At 70.2% G+C, this 14,385-nt stretch carries 14 protein-coding genes, 1 tRNA gene and 1 pseudogene; 8 read left to right on the forward strand and 8 right to left on the reverse strand.

Annotated elements, in window-relative coordinates; translation table 11 throughout:
• Positions 1–2: 2 nt before the first annotated feature.
• The 3 genes from AC2W7E_RS04245 to AC2W7E_RS04255 are packed head-to-tail and all read right to left on the reverse strand — an operon-like array spanning position 3 to position 3,215.
• Complete coding sequence (locus tag AC2W7E_RS04245) at positions 3–920, reverse strand: carbohydrate ABC transporter permease (RefSeq protein WP_062765614.1); 918 nt, start codon at positions 918–920, stop codon at positions 3–5.
• Positions 920–1,876 carry a carbohydrate ABC transporter permease gene (locus tag AC2W7E_RS04250; RefSeq protein WP_485988612.1) on the reverse strand — a complete coding sequence of 319 codons (957 nt, stop codon included), beginning with the start codon at positions 1,874–1,876 and terminating at the stop codon, positions 920–922. The genes AC2W7E_RS04245 and AC2W7E_RS04250 overlap by 1 nt, the downstream gene beginning before the upstream one ends.
• Before the next feature lie 55 nt (positions 1,877–1,931).
• Positions 1,932–3,215 carry an ABC transporter substrate-binding protein gene (locus AC2W7E_RS04255; protein ID WP_025102685.1) on the reverse strand — a complete coding sequence of 428 codons (1,284 nt, stop codon included), beginning with the start codon at positions 3,213–3,215 and terminating at the stop codon, positions 1,932–1,934.
• Positions 3,216–3,352: 137 nt separating this feature from the next.
• Here AC2W7E_RS04255 and AC2W7E_RS04260 point away from each other — a divergent pair, with 137 nt between their 5' ends.
• The 5 genes and pseudogenes from AC2W7E_RS04260 to AC2W7E_RS04280 all read left to right on the forward strand — a co-directional run bounded on the left by AC2W7E_RS04260 (position 3,353) and on the right by AC2W7E_RS04280 (position 8,388).
• Positions 3,353–4,219 (forward strand): MurR/RpiR family transcriptional regulator, encoded by an 867-nt coding sequence (locus tag AC2W7E_RS04260; RefSeq protein WP_029989136.1) that lies wholly within the window; start codon positions 3,353–3,355, stop codon positions 4,217–4,219.
• 2 nt (positions 4,220–4,221) lie between these two features.
• Positions 4,222–5,397 carry an exo-beta-N-acetylmuramidase NamZ family protein gene (locus AC2W7E_RS04265; RefSeq protein ID WP_485988613.1) on the forward strand — a complete coding sequence of 392 codons (1,176 nt, stop codon included), beginning with the start codon at positions 4,222–4,224 and terminating at the stop codon, positions 5,395–5,397.
• A 330-nt stretch (positions 5,398–5,727) separates the two neighbouring features.
• Positions 5,728–5,859, forward strand: a pseudogene (locus tag AC2W7E_RS04270) (DUF3253 domain-containing protein); the annotation flags it as partial.
• A gap of 197 nt (positions 5,860–6,056) precedes the next feature.
• A complete protein-coding gene (locus AC2W7E_RS04275; protein ID WP_485988614.1) occupies positions 6,057–7,424 on the forward strand; it encodes an MFS transporter in 1,368 nt (455 codons plus the stop codon).
• A 46-nt stretch (positions 7,425–7,470) separates the two neighbouring features.
• Entirely contained in the window at positions 7,471–8,388 is a 918-nt protein-coding gene (locus tag AC2W7E_RS04280; RefSeq protein WP_062765630.1) for a cation diffusion facilitator family transporter, read from the forward strand.
• Between the two features lie 6 nt (positions 8,389–8,394).
• Here AC2W7E_RS04280 and AC2W7E_RS04285 read toward each other — a convergent pair whose 3' ends face one another.
• Positions 8,395–8,952, reverse strand: a complete 558-nt coding sequence (locus tag AC2W7E_RS04285; RefSeq protein WP_240743066.1) for a MarR family winged helix-turn-helix transcriptional regulator — start codon at positions 8,950–8,952, stop codon at positions 8,395–8,397.
• Positions 8,953–9,078: 126 nt separating this feature from the next.
• Here AC2W7E_RS04285 and AC2W7E_RS04290 point away from each other — a divergent pair, with 126 nt between their 5' ends.
• Positions 9,079–10,296, forward strand: a complete 1,218-nt coding sequence (locus AC2W7E_RS04290; protein ID WP_485988615.1) for a MarR family winged helix-turn-helix transcriptional regulator — start codon at positions 9,079–9,081, stop codon at positions 10,294–10,296.
• Between the two features lie 529 nt (positions 10,297–10,825).
• Here the strand turns inward: AC2W7E_RS04290 and AC2W7E_RS04295 are convergent.
• The gene (locus tag AC2W7E_RS04295; protein ID WP_485988616.1) at positions 10,826–11,473 is read right to left on the reverse strand and encodes a TetR/AcrR family transcriptional regulator; all 648 of its coding nucleotides are present in this window, start codon (positions 11,471–11,473) and stop codon (positions 10,826–10,828) included.
• 72 nt (positions 11,474–11,545) lie between these two features.
• Here AC2W7E_RS04295 and AC2W7E_RS04300 point away from each other — a divergent pair, with 72 nt between their 5' ends.
• Positions 11,546–12,547, forward strand: a complete 1,002-nt coding sequence (locus tag AC2W7E_RS04300) for an alpha/beta fold hydrolase (RefSeq protein ID WP_485988617.1) — start codon at positions 11,546–11,548, stop codon at positions 12,545–12,547.
• Here AC2W7E_RS04300 and AC2W7E_RS04305 read toward each other — a convergent pair.
• On the reverse strand, positions 12,480–12,953 hold the full coding sequence (locus AC2W7E_RS04305; RefSeq protein ID WP_126893932.1) for a hypothetical protein: 474 nt from the start codon (positions 12,951–12,953) through the stop codon (positions 12,480–12,482). The genes AC2W7E_RS04300 and AC2W7E_RS04305 overlap by 68 nt on opposite strands.
• A gap of 1 nt (position 12,954) precedes the next feature.
• Complete coding sequence (dcd, locus tag AC2W7E_RS04310) at positions 12,955–13,560, reverse strand: dCTP deaminase (protein WP_025102697.1); 606 nt, start codon at positions 13,558–13,560, stop codon at positions 12,955–12,957.
• 86 nt (positions 13,561–13,646) lie between these two features.
• Between dcd and AC2W7E_RS04315 the strand changes: the two genes are divergently transcribed.
• Positions 13,647–13,720 (forward strand) — tRNA-Gly (locus AC2W7E_RS04315).
• Between the two features lie 109 nt (positions 13,721–13,829).
• Here the strand turns inward: AC2W7E_RS04315 and AC2W7E_RS04320 are convergent.
• Entirely contained in the window at positions 13,830–14,381 is a 552-nt protein-coding gene (locus tag AC2W7E_RS04320) for a hypothetical protein (protein ID WP_485988618.1), read from the reverse strand.
• Between the last annotated feature and the right edge of the window lie 4 nt (positions 14,382–14,385).

A 14,385-nucleotide genomic window follows, 5' to 3' on the forward strand; every position in this document is an offset into this window, starting at 1 on the left:
CGTCACTTGCTCATGCCGGAGGTGAGGCCGTTGATGATCTGCTTCGTCGCCAGCAGGAACAGCACCACGAGCGGGATGGTGGCGATCGTGAGTCCGGCGAACAGCTGCGGCCAATCGGTCGAGTACTCCCCGAAGAACCGGGTCAGGCCCACGGGGAGCGTGTACGAGTCGCGGTCGCGCAGCAGGATCAGCGGGTAGAAGAAGTCGTTCCAGACCGGCACGAACCGGAAGACGATCACGGTCGCGAGCGCCGGGCGCACGAGCGGCAGCAGGATCTGCAGGAACGTGCGCAGCGGTCCGGCGCCGTCGATGCGCGCGGCCTCCTCCAGCTCGATCGGCAGCGCCCGGAAGAACACCGTCAGCACGAAGGTGGTGAACGGGATGCCGAGGGCACCGTAGACGAGGATGAGGCTGAAGACGTTGCTCGTCATCTTGAGCGCGTCGAGCAGATAGAACAGCGGCAGGATCGCCAGGTGCACCGGCAGCATGAGGCCCGAGAGGAACACGGCCTCGATCCCGCGGAAGAACTTCGCCCTGGCCCGCGCGAAGGCGTAGGCGGCCAGCACCGACACGACCGTCGTGACGATGACCGACCCGACCGTGACGGTGATCGAGTTGACGAAGTACGTGTCGAACGAGGCGGTGATCCACGCGTTCTGGAAGCTCGTGAACGTCGGGGGGACGGGGAGTCCGAGCGGCTCGGTGGCAATCTGCTGCTGCGTGCGCAGAGAGTTGTTGACCATGAGCAGCAGCGGACCGATCGCGACCAGCGCGTACCCCCACAGGAACACGTTGGCGAGGAGCCGGCCCACGAACGGGGTGTCGTTCGTGCGCCGGGAGCGGCGCCGCGGGGCGGAGGGCCGGCCGGAGACGATCGCCTCGGTGGTCGGCTCCTGACGGGTGTCGAGGGCGGTGCTCATCAGAACAGCTTTCGTTCGGCGCGGCGCATCGTCGTCGTGATGACGACGGAGATGACCATGATGAAGATGAACAGGACGGTCGCGAGGGCCGAGGAGACCCCGATGGAGTTCGGGTTCCCGGACTCGAACGCGGTGCGGTAGAACAACAGCATCATCACGTCGGTGGAGCCGGCGGGAGCGCCGTTCGACCCGGCGAGCGCGAACGGGATGGCCATCGCCTCCATGCTGCCGATGAAGGTGAGCACGGTGATGATGCCGATCGTCGGCGTGAGCATGGGGAGCGTGATGTAGCGGAAGCGCTTCGCGGCCGTGGCGCCGTCGAGCGACGCCGCCTCCTCGATCTCCTCGGGGATGCCGCCGAGGGCGGCGCCGTACAGCAGGATCGGGAATCCGATCCACTGCCAGGCGCTGACCAGCACGATGACCCAGATCGCGAGCTGCGGATCGCCGAGCCACGGCAGCGCGAGGCCCTCCAGGCCGACGCCGCGGAGGATCGCGTTCACCGGCCCGAACAGCGGAGACAGCATCAGCGACCACAGGTAGCCGATGACCATCGGGCTCACGAGGTAGGGCAGGGCGAAGATCGTCTGGAAGAACCGCTTGGTGCGCTTGCGGCGGTGCAGCAGGGTCGCGATGCCGAGGCCGAGCGAGTTCTGGAAGACCAGGGCGCCGGCGAAGAGCAGCAGGTTGTGGCCGAACGCGTTCCACAGCTCGGAGGCGTAGGGCTCCTTGGTGAGGAGCGTGAGGTAGTTGCCGATACCGGCGAATCCACCCTGCTTGGTGCCCTGCCAGTCGAAGAACGAGTAGCTGAGCGCGGCGAGCATCGGGTAGAGGATCAGCACCGCGAAGAGCACGGCGGCCGGGAGCACGAACAGCGCGGCCGTCGGCGTCGACAGCGCGATGCCGGTGCGGGGGCGCCGGCTCTTCGGCGGGCGCACGGGGAGGGTCAGAGCCATGGGGGGTCCTTCGCTCGTGGTGGGGCGCCGGACGCGGCGCCCCACCACGCTCGGATCAGGAGGAGGGGGTGAACCAGGTGGAGATGCCCGACTGCAGGTCGGCGCCCAGCTGCTCCGGGGTCTTCTGACCGAGGAACATGGCCTGAATGTCCGGGCCGAGCACCGCGGTGCCGGTCGGGTCGCCGTACCGGAAGTCGACGAGCAGCAGGTACGGAGCCGGGTTGGCGGTGTACTGCTCGTTCATCTCCTGCATGAGCGGGTCGGAGTACTCCACCCCGGGGAGCGCGGAGAACTGGTCGACCTCGTCGGCGACGAGCTGGCCGAACTCCTTCGTCGTCATCCAGTTGAGCAGCTCGGTGGCCGCCTCCTGATTCTCGCTGGCCGCGTTGATGCCGAAGCTGCCGTCCGCGTAGCCCGGGGTGACCGCGTGGTCGAGAGCACTGTCGGGGGACGGCGGGACCTCGTAGACGCCCCACTCGGTGTCGGGCGCGGAGCTCTGGAACGTGGGCAGGTCGAACGAGCCGCCGGGCCACTGCGCGGCCTGGCCCGAGGTGAACTGCAGGACGGCGTCGGCGACGGCGATCGCGTTGACGTTCTTGTCGAGGTACTTCTGCATGTCCTGCACGATCTGCAGCGAGGACACGTAGGCGGGGTCGGTGAAGTCGACGTCGCCGGCGAGTACCTTCTCCTCGAAGTCCGCACCGCCGTAGTGCGCCGAACCGACGATGTCGTGGAACATCGGCAGGACCCAGTCCTCGCGGGCGCCGAGCGCCATGGGGGTGACGCCCTCCTTGAGAAGGGTCTCCTGCAGCTCGATGAACTCGTCCCAGTCGGTGGGCTCCTCGAGGCCCATCTCGTCGAACATGGTCTTGTTGTAGAACATCTGCATGGTCTGGTACGCGAAGGGGACGCCGTAGGTCTTGCCGTCGTCCTTGCCCTGGGCCGCGCGCAGGACCGTGGGGTCGAACTGGTCGAGACCGTCGACGATGTCGTCGATCGGCACGATCTGCTCCGACTGGATCGCCGACTGCACGCCGCCATAGGCGCGCAGCATCGCGATGTCCGGACCGTCGCTGCCCTCGAGGCCGGTGGCGAGGATCTGGTTGTACTCGGTGGGCTGGAAGCCCTCGAACTCGATGGTGACGCCGGGGTGGGACTCTTCGTAGGCGTCGAACACGGCCTCCCACTTCGGGGACGACGAGGCCTGCCAGGACCAGATGGTCAGGGTGACATCATCCTGACCATCGCCGCTCGAGGCTGCGGGCGCGCAGCCGGCGACGGCGAGTCCGGCGACCAGGATCCCTCCGGTGAGAGCGAGGCGGACGGGGCGGTTTCGCATGGTGTTCCTCTCGGGTGACGTCTTCGTCGCGGCACGGGGACGATGCCGACACTGCCACTGTGGGCAATCTCTTACAAAAATGCAAGCGTTTCTGAAAATTCCTACCGAGTGCGGACCCGACCTGCCATCATGGGCTCGTGCCGAACAGTGTCGTGACAGCCATCCATCAGCGCCTCTCCGCGCTCACCCCCACGGAACGCCGCATCGCCGAACGCGTGCTCGCCGAACCGCAGGCGGTCCTGGAGAACTCCATCACCCGCCTCGCCGAGGAGTGCGGGGTGTCGGTCGCCAGCGTCGCCCGCTTCACCCGCAGCCTCGGGTTCCCCGGGTACCCCGACCTGCGGATCGCCCTGGCCGGAGAGCTCACGCGGAGCGCGTCCGAGCGCGAGCGCTTCCAGGTGTCCGCGGGGGATGTGAGCCGCCACGACGACGCCGCGACCACGGTGCGCAAGATCGCCTTCGCGGAGGCCGAGGCCATCGAGCGCACCGCCCGCCAGCTCGACATCGCCGAGCTGGAGCGGTGCGTCGCCGTGGTCCGCGGCGCGCGTCGCATCGACATCTACGGCGCGGCCTCCAGCGGACTCGCCGCGCAGGACCTCGAGCAGAAGCTCCATCGCGCCGGCCTCGTCGCCCAGGCGCGGACCGACCACCACCTCGCCCTCACCGGCGCCGCACTCCTGGACGATCGGGATGCCGCGATCGCCATCTCGCACTCCGGCCGCACCCTGGAGATCGTGCAGGCGGCCGAGGTGGCCGCCGCCGCCGGCGCCACCACCATCGCCATCACCAACAACCCGCGCTCGCCGCTCGCCCGCGCGTGCGCGCACACCCTCGTCACGGCGGTGTCGGAGTCGACCTTCCGCTCCGGCGCGATGGCCAGCCGCATCGCCCAGCTCGCCGTCCTCGACTTCCTCTACACGCGCATCGCGCAGGCCGACTACGACCGGATCTCCGCGAACCTCCAGCGCACGCACGACGCCGTCACCGCTCACAGAATCGATTGATCATGCAGCTCGGAATCGACCGCCTCCTCCACGACGACCTGACGCAGCCGCAGCGGGACCGCCTCCGGGGCGCCCGCCTCGGGATGGTCACGAACGACCTGGCCCTCACCTCGACCCTCGCCCGTGGACGCGCCAGCCTCGCCGACGCCGGCTTCCCGCTCACGCTCCTCTTCGGCCCCGAGCACGGCCTGGACGGCCGGGCCAGGGAGGGAGAGCTGATCGGGGATCTGCGGGACACGCTGACCGGGCTCCCGGTGCGCAGCCTCTACGGCGCGGACGTGCGCCCCGCGGCCGCCGACCTCGCCGACCTCGACGTCGTGCTCGTCGACCTTCCCGACGTGGGTGCGCGTTTCTACACGTACATCTGGACGATGAGCCATGTGCTCGAGGCGTGCGCAGACGCCGGCGTCGCCGTGATGGTGCTCGACCGCCCGAATCCGCTCGGCGGACGCCTGGAGCAGGCCGAGGGCCCCATGCTCGACGAGGCGGCGAACTCGCTCGTCGGGCGGTGGACGATGCCCGTCCGCCATGGCCTGACGATCGGCGAGCTCGCGCGGCACTGGGTGCGCACGCGCCGGATCGACGTGGAGCTGCACGTCGTCGAGGTGCAGGGATGGACGCGCGATCAGACCGCCCTCGGCAGGCAGGAGCTGACCTGGATGCCGCCCTCGCCGAACCTGCCCAGCGCCGCGACCGCCCTCCTGTACCCCGGCACGTGTCTGGCCGAGGGCGTGAACGTCTCCGAGGGTCGCAGCACGGCGGTGCCCTTCCGCGTCGTCGGCGCCCCGTTCATCGACGCCGAGGAGTACACGACCGCGTTCGTCGAGCTCGCCCTTCCCGGTGTCACCGCCTCCCCCTACGGCTTCACCCCTCTGGTGCGGGATCACGCCGGCGAGGCCTGCCAGGGGCTCCTCCTGCATGTGACCGACCCGGTCGCCTTCCGGCCGGTGCACACCGGCGTCCGCCTGCTGTCCCTGCTCGCCACCCTCTACCCCGAGGCCCTGGCCGAGCGGGCGCTGGTGCCGATGCCCGGGGAGTCCGACTGGTCTCCTCTGGAGAAGCTGTTCGGGGTCGAGGGCGCCTTCCGCCGGATCACGGCGGGCGCGTGGGACGAGCCGGAGTCGCTCGCGGTGCCGGACTGGCCGGGGCTCGTCGACGCCGACCTCCTCTACCGCTGACCGGCAGCCGCGCGGACGTCAAGGGGATGGCGGCGCGCGCGGCCGTCGCGCAGGATGGCCGGTATGACGGACGACGGCACCGCGCGTACCGCGGACGGACACCACATCGTCGTGAACGGCCGTCGGTGGCGCGCCACCGATCCGTCGATCCCCGAGAACCTGCGGCAGGAGCTCGTCGACGAGCTCATGGCCGCACGGCGCGCGGTCAAGGCGGCGGAGCCCGACGCCCGCCGTCGCGTGCAGGATGCGAAGACCGCCCTCGGTGAGCGGGGTGCACCATGGTGGGAGGAGCCGTCCGCAGCGCAGGCCGAGGAGCGGATCGCCGCGACGATGCGCGCCCTCACCCGGAAACGCGCGGACTCGTCGATCTGCCCGAGCGACGTTGCCCGCGCCGTCGGCGGCGCGGAGTGGCGCGACCGCATGTCCGACGTGCGCCGCGTCGCCGCGGATCTCGCCTCCCGCGACGTCGTGGTCGTCACACAGAAAGGTGAGCCGGTCCAGATCACCGACGCCCGGGGCCCGTCCGCATCCGCCGCGGCCCCGCCCTCTGAACGCCCCGGGCGCCCGACGCCGACGGCGCGCCGTCACCGGGCGTTCACCGTCCGCGGCCAGACTTCGACCATGACCTCACCCGATCCCGCGGCGGGCGCCCCGAGCCCGTGGCGACAGCGAACAGCGGCGCCGTGGCCGTCGTCGGCCTCGATCTGCGCGGAGACACCCCCGCGCCTCGGAAGCAGGTGTACTCCTGGGCGCTGTGGGATTGGGCGACGCAGCCGTTCAACACCGTCATCCTCACGTTCGTCTTCACCGCGCTGTACCTGGTCAGCGCCTCGTTCCTGCCGCCGGAGATCGCCGCCCTCGACCCGAGCGACCCGGTCCGCGTCGCCGCGGAGGCCGACCTCGCCTCCGGTCTCGGGCTGGGGTCGACGATCGCCGCCCTGGGCATCCTCCTGCTCGCTCCCGTCCTCGGCCAGCGCGCCGACGCCGCCGGACGACAGAAGCTCTGGCTGGGCATCGGCACCGGCGCTCTCATCCTCTGCATGCTGGGACTGTGGTTCGTGGAGCCGCAGCCGGCCCTGTTCTGGCTCGGCGTCGCGCTGATCTCCGCCGGTTCCGTGTTCGGCGAGATCGCCGCGGTGAACTCCAACGCCATGCTCATCGGCATCGCGAACCCGAAGAACGTCGGCCGCATCTCCGGCCTGGGCTGGGGCTTCGGCTACCTCGGCGGCATCATCGCCCTCGTCATCGTCGTCCTGCTCGACACCTTCGACTGGTTCGGCATGTCCACCGACAACGGCCTCGCGTACCGGCTCATCGCCGTGGGATGCGCGGTCTGGGCGATCGTCTTCAGCATCCCGATCTTCCTCAACGTGCCGGAACCGTCGCTCGGGCGGCCGGAGCGCAAGGTCGGATTCTTCCGCTCCTACGTCCTCCTCGTGCAGGACGTGATCGGTCTCTACCGCGACCCGCAGACCCGGTCGACGTTCTGGTACCTGCTCGCCAGCGCTGTGTTCCGCGACGGCCTCGGCGGGGTGTTCGCGTTCGGCGCGATCATCGGCACCGCGGTGTTCCGGTTCGGCACCCAGGACATCATCGTCTTCGGCATCGCCGCGAACCTCGTCGCCGGCGTCTCGACCATCATCGCTGGGCGCCTCGACGACCGCCTCGGTCCCAAGCGGATCATCCTCGGCTCGATCGGGTCGATGGTCGTCGCCGGCCTCGCCGTGTTCCTGCTCCGCGACGCCGGGTCCCTCGTGTTCTGGATCGGCGGCCTCGTGCTCTGCGCCTTTGTCGGCCCGGCGCAGGCGGCGGCGCGCTCCTTCCTCGCCCGCGTCACCCCGGCAGGCCGGGAGGGCGAGATCTTCGGTCTCTACGCCACGACGGGCCGGGCTGCGAGCTGGATGGCCTCGGCCGCCTGGACCGTGCTGATCGTCTCGACGAGCCAGACCGCCTACGGGATCCTCGGCATCGTCATCGTGCTCATCATCGGATTCCTCCTCCTGCTCCCGGTGAAGGCGCCGCGCTGAGCCCACTCCGGGCGTCGGACGGGTCGGGCGGGAGTAGCCTGACCCGGTGACCGTCGTCCTCGCCTTCCTCGCCAACATCCTCGTCGCGATCGCGAAGACGGTCGCCGCCGTCATCACCTCGTCCGCGTCGATGGTGGCCGAGGCCGCGCACTCGTGGGCGGACGCGGGGAACGAGGTCTTCCTGCTCATCGCCGATCGACGCGGCGCGAAGACCAAGGACGCCCGGCATCCGCTCGGCTACGGCCGCAACGCGTTCGTCTGGTCCCTCATCGCGGCGTTCGGTATCTTCACCGCGGGCTCGATCGTCTCGATCATGCACGGCATCCAGGAGCTGTCCGACTCCGGCCCCGTGGAGAGCCCGGTCGTGGCGTACATCGTGCTCGGGATCGCCTTCGTGCTGGAGGGGGCGTCGTTCACGCAGGCGATGCTCCGCTCCCGCCGGCTGGCCCAGGAGCGCGGATCCTCCACGTGGGACTTCGTGCTGGAGACGAGCGACACCACGCTCCGGGCGGTGTTCTTCGAGGACTCCGCCGCCCTCATCGGCCTCGTGCTGGCGGGCGGGTCGATCCTCCTGCATCAGCTCACCGGTGTCGCCGCGTGGGATGCGATCGGGTCGATCCTCGTCGGGATCCTGCTGGGCATCGTCGCCGTGATCCTGATCGGACGGAACATCGCGTTCCTCGTCGGCACGTCGGTGTCCCCCGCCCTGCGCTCCCGGGTGGGCACGGCCCTCCTCGGCATGGACGACATCGAGCGGGTCACCTACCTGCACATCGAGTACGTGGGGCCGAACCGGCTGTTCCTCGTCGCCGAGGTCGACCTCGCGGGCGATGCGCGCGAGCACGACGTGGCCCGGCGACTGCGGGAGGTGGAGCGGCGGATCGAGGCGCACGACGCGGTGGAGACCGTCGTGCTGTCCCTCTCGGTGGACGACGAGCCCTCACTGGACTTCGCCCGCGCGTGAGGCCGGTCAGGCGCGCCAGTTGTCGGCGAGCTTGGTGAGCAGCCGCGCGAGCTCCGTGCGCTCCTCCGGCGTGAAGGACTCGAGCGCGCGGCCGAGCAGCTCGCGGCGTTCGCCCCGCATCCCGCGAGCGAGTCGGCGCCCCTCGTCGGTCAGCGCGATGCGGGTGCGGCGGGCGTCGTCCGGATCGGCCTCGCGCCGCACGAACCCGGCTTGCACGCCCTGCTGCACGAGCCGGGACGCCCGTGGCTGATCCACGCCGATCGCCTGCCCGAGCGCGCTCACGCTGAGGGGTTCTGGCGCGGCGGCGAGGGCTTCGAGCATGCGGAGACGGGCCGGTCCGCCGAGGCGGCCGCCGTCGGCCATCCACGGCGGCATCCCCGGGTGGCCGCGGTGATGGGCGAAGTGCTCGCGCGGGTCACCATGGGGCCCGTGCCCGTGTGCACCGCGGGGCCCGCCGTGCTCGCGACCGCCGGGCCCGGGTCGACGTCCGCGCAGTCGGGAGAGCGCCTGCGCGATCGCTTCAGCAGCGTCGGGGGACGCGGGGTCGATCGGATCGGTGGCCATGCCCCGATTTTACATGCAGCTTGACATGCGTCTCGGTTCCATGTCACACTGCATGTACATGCACAGTGACATTGATATGTCGGATGACATCCGTCATCGGTGCACCACAGACGACGAAGGATCACCATGAACACCACTGCAGACAGCACTTTTGACAACACCTCCCGCCCGTTCGGTTTCTGGCTCAAGGCCGTCGACCGCCTGATGGCACAGGACTTCGCCACTGTCTTCGCCGCGGAGGGCGCGACCCGCCGCGACTGGCGGCTGCTGAACGTCGTCGATGGCTCGGTACCCGCCCGCCGCCCGTTGAACCCGCACAAGCTGCACGATCTCATCGACCGCGGCTGGGTCGAGGCGGACGGCGACGGATGGGCGCTGACCGACGAGGGCCGCGCGGCGAAGGAGCGTCTCGGCGCCGCCGTCGACGGCATCCGCGCGAAGGTCGCCGACGCGGTCTCCGACGAGGAGATGGCGACGACCCTCGCGGCGCTCGAGAAGATCGCCCGCGCCTTCGGGTGGGACGAGGAGACCCCTCTCCCCCGGAAGCAGCGCCCCGGGTTCGGCTTCGGCCCTCGTGGCGGCTTCGCTCGCCGGCACGGGCACGGGAACGAGCACGGGCACGGGGACTTCGGTCGCGGGGAGGGCTTCGGTCCCGGGCACGGCTTCGGGCACGGGGACGGCTTCGAGCCCCGGCACGGCTTCGGGCACGGGGACTTCGAGCCCGGCGCGGCTTCGGTCCGGCACGGCTTCGGCCCGGGGAGGGGTTCGACCGCGGGGACTTCGAGTCCCGGCACGGCTTCGACCCCCGGCATGGCCTCGAGTCCCGGCACGGCTTCGACCGCGGGGACTTCGACCCCCGGCACGGCTTCGACCGTCACGACGGAGCCGAGGAAGGCGGGTACCGCGGGCGCGGTCACCACGACAGCCAGGGGCACCGCGACCACGGTCACGCACACCGCGACCACGGCCGCGGCCACGGGCACGGGCACGGGCGCGGCCACCGCGCGCAGCGGATGGCGGAGCGCGCATTCGAGCGTGGCTTCGACGCCGGATTCCGCCACGGCCACGCCGCCTGACCTCACCTCCTCGAAGCGCCCCACCGTAACCCCGGCTGGGGCGCTTCCGCGCACCGGGACTCCCCTCCGGGATCACTTCCGCACCTCCCGAGCGCACTCGAGGCACGTCTTCGATCCCCCACCGCGGCGACGCGAGCACCTACTCTCCGGACGGGGTCAGAATCGCCCCTCCCGAACACCCCAGCGGCACGTTTTCGATCCCGCAGGGTCATGCAGGCAGGGGGGCAAGGAACGAGGCGCCCGGTGGAAGCGCAAGGGCCTGAGGTGACAGGTACAGGGAAGGCACGTGCGCGGATCAAGAACGGCCTCTCCGTCGCACCTCGCGGGCCACTTCTCATCCCGCACGCAAGACGGCAGGCCCCAAACCGTCGGGCGGGATCAGAAACGCCCCTCCCGACGGGCCTCGGGGCCCGATTCCCGTCCCGCACGCAAGACGGTAGGCCCCCGACCGTTAAGCAGGATCGGAAACGCCCCTCCCGACGGACCTCCGGACCCGATTCTCGCCCCGCACGCAAGACGGCAGGCCCCGACCGTCGGGCGGGATCAGTAACGCCCCTCCCGACGGACCTCGGGGCCCGATTTCCATCCCGCGAGCGAAAGAGCGGACGGCCCGGCCGTCGGGCGGGATCAGAAGCGCCCCTTCCGACGGACCGCGGGGCCCATTTCCCATCCCGCACGCAAAAGGGGGCAGGGCCCGACCGTGGGGCGGGATCAGAAACGGGCCGTCGACACGGGATTGCGGTGCGTTTCTGAGCCCGCAGGGGACGGGGGCGCGGGACCCCGGGCGCGGGAGGGGGCTAGAGGTCGAGGAGGGCGAGGGCGGTGTCGGGGGCGCCCGCGTCACGGAGGCGTGAGCGCATCGCGGCCGCCGCAAGCGCATACGGCTTGTCGCTCCGCAGGAGGAGCGACCGCGCGTTGGCTTGCTCGTTGAGGGCGACGAGCTCGAACGCCAGCACCTCGACGTCGGCCGCGCCGATCTCTCCCTCCGCGGCCGCGAACCGCAGCTGGGCCTCGATGTATCCGTACCAGTCGACGAGGGCTGCCCGCACGGCGTCGCTCACGGGACCGGGCTTGGAGTCGACGTCCGCCGCCGTCGCCGCGAAGAAGCAGCCGCCCGTGAAGACGCGGTCCTTCGAGTAGACCAAGGCGTTGTGGAGGAGCGCAGCCAGGCGATGCGCTCCTCCAGGGTAGGCGCGGGCGGGCTCGATGATCCGCTCGACGAAGATGTCCCGAGCGGCGGCGACCGTCGCGAGCTGCAGGCCCTCCTTGCTCTGGAACAGCGTCGCGATGCTGCTCTTGCTCGACCCCGAGGCGGTCGCGAGGCGTCCGATCGTCACGCCGTCCAGACCCTCGACGGAGGCGAGGTCGGTCGCACTCTGCAGCACGATGCGGCGGGAGGCGTCGCCGCGTGCCCGCCGGCCGTCCTGCATCACACCATCCACCATGCCCCTAGTATACGAACGACCGTTCGCCTAGTATACGGATGATCGTTCGTATAGTTCGGTGAAGGAGCCTCCATGCCGTCCGCGTCCTCTCTCCTCGTCCGCGCCCTCCCGACTGTGGGACGCCTCTCCCCTCGCCTCGCCGGCGATCTCGCCTACCGGCTGTTCTTCACCACCCGCCCGCGGATGACCGTGCGTGCCGCCGACACCGCGACCCATGACGCCGCCCGCCGCGGGAGGCTCCTCGTGCGCGGCATCGACGTCACGACCTACACGTGGGGCACGGGTCCGCGCACCGTGCTGCTCCTGCACGGCTGGCGGGGCCGCGCCTCCCAGTTCGCCCCGCTCGTGCGGGAACTCGTCGCCGAGGGATTCCGGGTCGTCGCCTTCGATGCCCCGGCGCACGGCTCCTCCGGCGGGCGGCACACCGATATCCGCGACTGGGTCGATGCCGCGGAGCAGCTGGACCGCACCCACGGCCCCTTCTCCGCTCTCATCGGACACTCCTTCGGCGGGCTCGCGGCGCTGACCGTCGCCCGGTCGTCCGGCTCGGTCCCCGCCGTCGCCGTCGTCGCCGGGGCCGCCGCACCCGAGGCGTTCCTCGCCCAGTTCGTCCGTGACCTCCGGCTCGACCCCGCCACCGCGGACCGACTCCGCACCCGCTTCCACCGCCGCCTCCGGCTCGATCCCGCAACCGCCGTCGAACGGTATGACGCAGGCGCGCATCCACTCCCCGCCGGCACCACACTGCTCATCGTGCACGACCGGGGCGACCGCCGGATGCCCGACCACGACGCCCTCCGGCTGCACGCCGCTCATCCCGGCCGCTCCCGTCTCGTCCGCACGGTGGGTCTCGGTCATACGAGAGTGCTGTCGGCTGATCCGACCCTCGACGCCGTGGTCGCTCTCGTGACCGGGGGTCTCGACGCCGTGGATGCGCTCGGCACCGCCACGGGACGAGCCGACATTGATGCCGCACCGGCGGCCCCGCCCGCCGCCCTTCGGAGCCCTACACCCGGGTCGGCAGGAAGCCCGCGCCCGGGTCGACGGCCGCGAACGGCAGCCCGACAGTGGTGATCAGCACGACGAGCGTCACCACAGCCGCCGCGAGCAGGAGGAAGAGCACGACGAAGACGACGACCGCGAGCATCCGGTAGCTGCCGGTGTCGGCGACCTCCGGGGCGATCGATCGCTGCGCCCAGTCGTCCGCAGCCGCCGCGGGCTGCTCGCCCTGGAGGATCGCGGGCGTCGGGCGGGATCGCTCCGAGCGACGGGTCGGTGCCGGAAGCGCATCGCCTGCGGCGTCCGGTGCTGTCAAGAGCCCCTCCGGGATCGGTGTCTCCGGCGGTGGAGGCGGGATGACGGCGTCGGCCGGCGGGATCACCGCGTCGGCGGGAGCGATGTCCGGCCCCGAAGCATCCGGCGGCGCCGCCCCCTCGGGCACCGCGGACTCGTCGGAACTCGTCCCGCTCGCGTCGCTCATGTCAGCCTCCGACGGCTCCGATGTCAGTCACACCCACGTCGGTGCGGTGGAAGTTCTGGAACGACCGGGACGCCGTCGGACCCCGCTGACCCTGGTAGCGGTTGCCGTAGGGACCGGAGCCGTACGGGTTCTCCGCCGGTGAGGTGAGCCGGAAGAAGCAGAGCTGGCCGATCTTCATGCCGGGCCACAGCTTGATCGGCAGCGTCGCCACGTTCGCGAGCTCCAGCGTCACATGCCCGGAGAAGCCCGGGTCGATGAAGCCGGCGGTCGAGTGGGTGATGAGCCCGAGGCGCCCGAGCGACGACTTCCCCTCCAGCCGCGCGGCGATGTCGTCCGGCAGGGTGACCTGCTCGAACGTGGCCCCCAGCGCGAACTCGCCGGGGTGGAGGATGAAGGGCTCGTCCGGATCGACCTCGATCAGCCGCGTCAGCTCGGGCTGGTCGACCGAGGGGTCGATGAACGGGTACTTGTGATTGTCGAAGAGGCGGAAGTAGCGGTCCAGTCGCACGTCGATGCTCGACGGCTGGATCATCTCCGGCGCATGCGGTTCCAGGCCGACGCGGCCGGAGGCGAGTTCTGCTCTGATGTCGCGATCGCTGAGAAGCACGGCACAAGCCTAGTCATGAGCGACCCGCGCTTTGGCCATCCGGCCCGCGACAGGTAGGCTTGCTCCACCTGCTCTCGGGCGGGTGCGGGGCTGTAGTTCAATGGTAGAACTTCTGCTTCCCAAGCAGACAGCGCGGGTTCGATTCCCGTCAGCCCCTCCACAGAGTTATCACCAGGTCACAGCGGCTTTTCACCGGCCGTAAGTTCCAGCAGGAGGACCGCCTCCAGGCCGAGCCGTGCCCTATCCGTGCCCAATGGGCTCGCGAGAGTTCAGCGAGGATCTTGGTAAGGCCGCGAAAAGAAGAGCGCGATCTTCGTCCGGAATGCTTCACGCGACGGGTCTTCCATCACCCATTCCCTCTTCGGGAGCAGCAGGTCAACGCCCTGCTGCGCGCGCGTCAGGGTGACCATGGCACTCAGGTCCACGACCGCATCGCGGCTTCCATGGACCTCATCCTCCACCGAGACGGGGAAGAGGTTGACGTAGTCAATCTGCTCACTCAGATCGCCGGACGCCATGATCTGTGCGTACGTGTCCGAGCCCAGAGACGCAGGCACTTTGATAAGTGGCGCGACGATGATTCCCGTCCGGGAACGTGGATTCTCCACATCACAGTCGTGCGAACAGATCGCCACGGCGACATCGCCGGACAACTCATCCCATTGAAGTGCCTTGTGGGGAGGGATGACGAAGTGAGACAAGACGCCCTGCGGATCGGACTGAGTGCTACTCGCGCCGAGGTTCCAGAGCGGGATCCCCTTGATGAAGCAGATATCACCCTGACGGAGTCCTTCAGTCGGCTCCGGCGCCCGAAGTCCCACTCCG

This window comes from Microbacterium sp. CFSPD4_SD4 (assembly GCF_057364585.1).

Bases quoted from the DNA above. Each gene is read 5' to 3' on its own strand.
- AC2W7E_RS04245 (WP_062765614.1), bottom strand. From the start codon at position 920: ATGAGCACCGCCCTCGACACCCGTCAGGAGCCGACCACCGAGGCGATC.
- AC2W7E_RS04250 (WP_485988612.1), bottom strand. From the start codon at position 1,876: ATGGCTCTGACCCTCCCCGTGCGCCCGCCGAAGAGCCGGCGCCCCCGC.
- AC2W7E_RS04255 (WP_025102685.1), bottom strand. From the start codon at position 3,215: ATGCGAAACCGCCCCGTCCGCCTCGCTCTCACCGGAGGGATCCTGGTC.
- AC2W7E_RS04265 (WP_485988613.1), top strand. From the start codon at position 4,222: ATGCAGCTCGGAATCGACCGCCTCCTCCACGACGACCTGACGCAGCCG.
- AC2W7E_RS04285 (WP_240743066.1), bottom strand. From the start codon at position 8,952: ATGGCCACCGATCCGATCGACCCCGCGTCCCCCGACGCTGCTGAAGCG.
- AC2W7E_RS04290 (WP_485988615.1), top strand. From the start codon at position 9,079: ATGAACACCACTGCAGACAGCACTTTTGACAACACCTCCCGCCCGTTC.
- AC2W7E_RS04295 (WP_485988616.1), bottom strand. From the start codon at position 11,473: ATGGTGGATGGTGTGATGCAGGACGGCCGGCGGGCACGCGGCGACGCC.
- AC2W7E_RS04300 (WP_485988617.1), top strand. From the start codon at position 11,546: ATGCCGTCCGCGTCCTCTCTCCTCGTCCGCGCCCTCCCGACTGTGGGA.
- AC2W7E_RS04305 (WP_126893932.1), bottom strand. From the start codon at position 12,953: ATGAGCGACGCGAGCGGGACGAGTTCCGACGAGTCCGCGGTGCCCGAG.